Origin of the sequence: Metallosphaera yellowstonensis MK1 (assembly GCF_000243315.1) — an archaeon.
Lineage (GTDB): Archaea > Thermoproteota > Thermoprotei_A > Sulfolobales > Sulfolobaceae > Metallosphaera > Metallosphaera yellowstonensis.
The window spans coordinates 764,420-767,549 of sequence record NZ_JH597770.1 but is presented as its reverse complement, the minus strand read 5'-3'; the positions used below and the strand labels follow the sequence as shown (position 1 = coordinate 767,549).

The 3,130-nt window shown below is 37.4% G+C and carries 3 protein-coding genes and 1 pseudogene; 2 read left to right on the top strand and 2 right to left on the bottom strand.

Annotation, left to right across the window (positions count from 1 at the left end):
- Positions 1–505: pseudogene (locus METMK1DRAFT_RS16885) on the top strand (transposase); the annotation flags it as partial.
- A gap of 53 nt (positions 506–558) precedes the next feature.
- On the opposite strand, the gene METMK1DRAFT_RS18560 reads toward METMK1DRAFT_RS16885, so the two are convergent.
- Positions 559–1,335: a hypothetical protein gene (locus METMK1DRAFT_RS18560; protein WP_009075794.1), complete on the bottom strand. Its 777-nt coding sequence runs from the start codon at positions 1,333–1,335 to the stop codon at positions 559–561.
- Positions 1,336–1,616: 281 nt separating this feature from the next.
- Between METMK1DRAFT_RS18560 and METMK1DRAFT_RS15075 the strand changes: the two genes are divergently transcribed.
- Positions 1,617–2,408, top strand: a complete 792-nt coding sequence (locus tag METMK1DRAFT_RS15075) for an FkbM family methyltransferase (RefSeq protein ID WP_009075793.1) — start codon at positions 1,617–1,619, stop codon at positions 2,406–2,408.
- A 450-nt stretch (positions 2,409–2,858) separates the two neighbouring features.
- On the opposite strand, the gene METMK1DRAFT_RS18555 is transcribed toward METMK1DRAFT_RS15075, so the two are convergent.
- Positions 2,859–3,130: hypothetical protein (locus METMK1DRAFT_RS18555; protein ID WP_009075792.1), on the bottom strand; the 272-nt coding region annotated here is incomplete at its 5' end.

Below are 3,130 nucleotides of genomic sequence, written 5' to 3'. Positions count from 1 at the left end.
TGTGGAGGAGGTACAACCTCACTCTGGTCGTAGCCGACGGGGTGAAGGCCCTAGACACGGCAATCTCCCGCTCCGGGATCAAGGTCGCGAGGCAGACCTGCCTGGTCCACCTCAAACGGAGGGTGGACAGGAGGGTGAGGGTCTTGCTGGACCTCCTCCTCTCCCTCGCCGAGTCCGTCCCCACCCGTGGCTCCCGTGGTAGTCCCGATAGTCGGCTTACACGCGAAACCTTCGCCGAGTCCGTCCCCACCCGTGGCTCTCCTCTCCTACCTCCTCGCCCCCAGGGAGCTCTGGCCCCTCCTCAGGTCCAACAACCTGGCCGAGTCCTTCAACTCCCTCCTGGAGAGTTCGGGAAGTGCCACTCCCCCTGGAGGACCAGATCGCCCGGGCCATAGCCCTCAACTACAACCTCTCGACCTGTTATCTCATCATTGTAATAATATTACAAGAACCCTTATTTCTTCGTGATATGATCAATATATTCAGTAATTCCTTCATTGAATAAGTCTAAACCGAGAGATATATTACAATTTGCAAAGGAGCCCTGAATCACCCGTTTCAGTCTTCTTCCGGTTTTTTCACAATAGCATTAACGTTATCGTTTTTCTCTATTTCATAAATAAAATTAACTAGGTCTAGGCTCCTCTTTTTAGCAAATATTACCGGTAAAACATAGTCTAGGTACTTTGAATAAACTGCTATTTGCCCCACAAGCCTTTGCAAATCGGAATTACTCTTAGGGTACTTAACCTCTATGCCTATCTTGTCGTCAATAGAAATATCGATTTTATAACCGCCTATAGTCTTCTCAGTTTCGATAGTTCTTTTATGTAATTTTGCGGTTAAGTATTGGTATAGCTGCAGTTGAAGATCTTTTTCCTTCTTCTCTTTGATGGGCTGAAACTCATGAATTACGTCTACTACATCCTTTATTTTATCAAACTTTTTTCTTTTCTTCTCTAGTTCTTTAGCGTATTTTTCAACTTCATCAACTAGCTCTGAATATGGTAGTTTTGCCCTCTTACACACACTCTTTATAGTATCGAGACTTAAAAACGATAAATATTCCACCTTTTCATCCTTTTTTAAATCCTTATCTAATTTCCTAAGGTTTTTAATTATCTTATCCACGTCTTCTAGCGGGTCTACGATATCTGCGATCTCCTCACCTTCCATATTATTAATTTCGTCTATAATTTCATCTAATATTTCCACCTTCAGCCGCTTTAACAACTTCACTTTAACCTCATGCACTTTATAAAGATATGAGTACCAACTTGTGACATCGTCTAAGTCTTCTGTAACTTCATAAGACCTCTTTTCTTTTTTAGGCACAGTTATCTTTACGTAATCTTATTAAAAAATTTTATCCCATATCGTTTAGATAATGAATTCTATTGCTTTAAAGTTATAGTAGAAAAAATTTGACAAGTTAGTTTTATGCTATATGTCAACAGAAAATCAAGCTACTTCTTGAGAGAAATACTAAGGTCTAAGGCTTTTACTACAATGATTAACCTATCTTTTTAGGTAAGAGCAATTCATTACTAGGTAAGCTAGCCGCTTGTAATAACAATGATATATTTTATTAAGCTATTCACATTATATATAAATACATGATAGTTGACTTACAACCTTTTACAGGCATTTCAGCTAAGGTGGTTCTCTTAAGGAGGAGTGACTTTGCAGCATTTTACCAGGTCGTAATAGAAAATATTTACTCTCCTTTACTCTCCCACATTAAGGAAGGAGACGTTGTTATTGATGCTGGTGCAAACATAGGCTTGTTTTCTATCCTAGCATCTTTTAAGGTTAAGGATAAAGGAAAGGTTATAGTTATAGAACCAGAACCAAATAACCTAAAAATCTTGAAACAGAACGTGGAATTAAATAAACTGAATAATATAATTGTAATTCCTAAAGCACTTTATGACAAACCTGGCAAAATGGTCAGTATAAAAGGCGAAGGCGTTGGAGCATATGTATCTGAAGATGGCGAAGGATTAGTTGAGACTACTACTATAGATAAGATAGCGGAAGAAACTAGCCTAAAACCTAGAATACTAAAAATGGATATAGAAGGATCTGAAGTCAAAGCACTAACTGGTGGTATTAATACTCTGAAACACTTGGAACTAATAGAAATAGAAGTTCATGATGAAGAAAACATGGAAAAAGTCGAGGAAATATTGTCTGGATTTAGGAAGAGAGAGTTGGCAATAGAGGATTTAGGAAATGTTTACAAGCAGTTCTTAAAGCACCCTTTTGGGTTACTTAGGATTGAGATGGCCAATCGTTTTTCTACTACGAAACGCGTGTTGCTATCTAAAATTAAAAAGGAAAGCAGTAACACTGCTCAGTACCCTAAACAGATAGTTTATTATAGGCTAAGGAACGACCCTTCTTAATCTGATAGCGAATATTAGCACGAACCATTTTAATAGGCGAAAATAAATTAAATTGCGTACTAAAGATTTATGTATAATAATGAAAAATGAGCTTGATAAGCTGTTAATTACAATTATAACTCTCTCTTTCTTAAATGGTATATGAGAAAGGATATAATACTTAAATCCAAGACAAAATTAATGACTAGTTCTGGTAATAAACTAGGATATCCAAGGTTTATACTAGGATAGGCAGAAGAAATATAAACCTCGGCCGTTCCAAAATAATAATTACTCTCATAAACATAATTTTTAACCTCAGCAACGTGTGCATATGGTAAATATTCTATCCACGGGTTTGCAAAAACGGAAATCCCATATGCTGCGGGTGAATAATTGCCAACTTCGACATTTATGGAGTTATTAACAACAGAAATTCCTTCCCTACTCTTAAGGGTTGATAAAGCTTTATCAAAATAAATTATTATACCATGAAGACGGTACTAAGACTATCTTAACTATTCCGAGTCCGTTGCTGATAACGTGAATTTCATAGTTTACTAAGTTTAATTTTCCTGCTAAGATCCAGCTGACATCATATACTGAATTACTGAACGACATGCTCAAACTATTTCCAGAATTTTTACGTGAGATTAAGTTAATGCTGTCTATCACAGCATTAGGTGGTGGAGGAATTGCATGATAAGATTCTATGGAAGAAGCTAACAGAAGGAATATACATG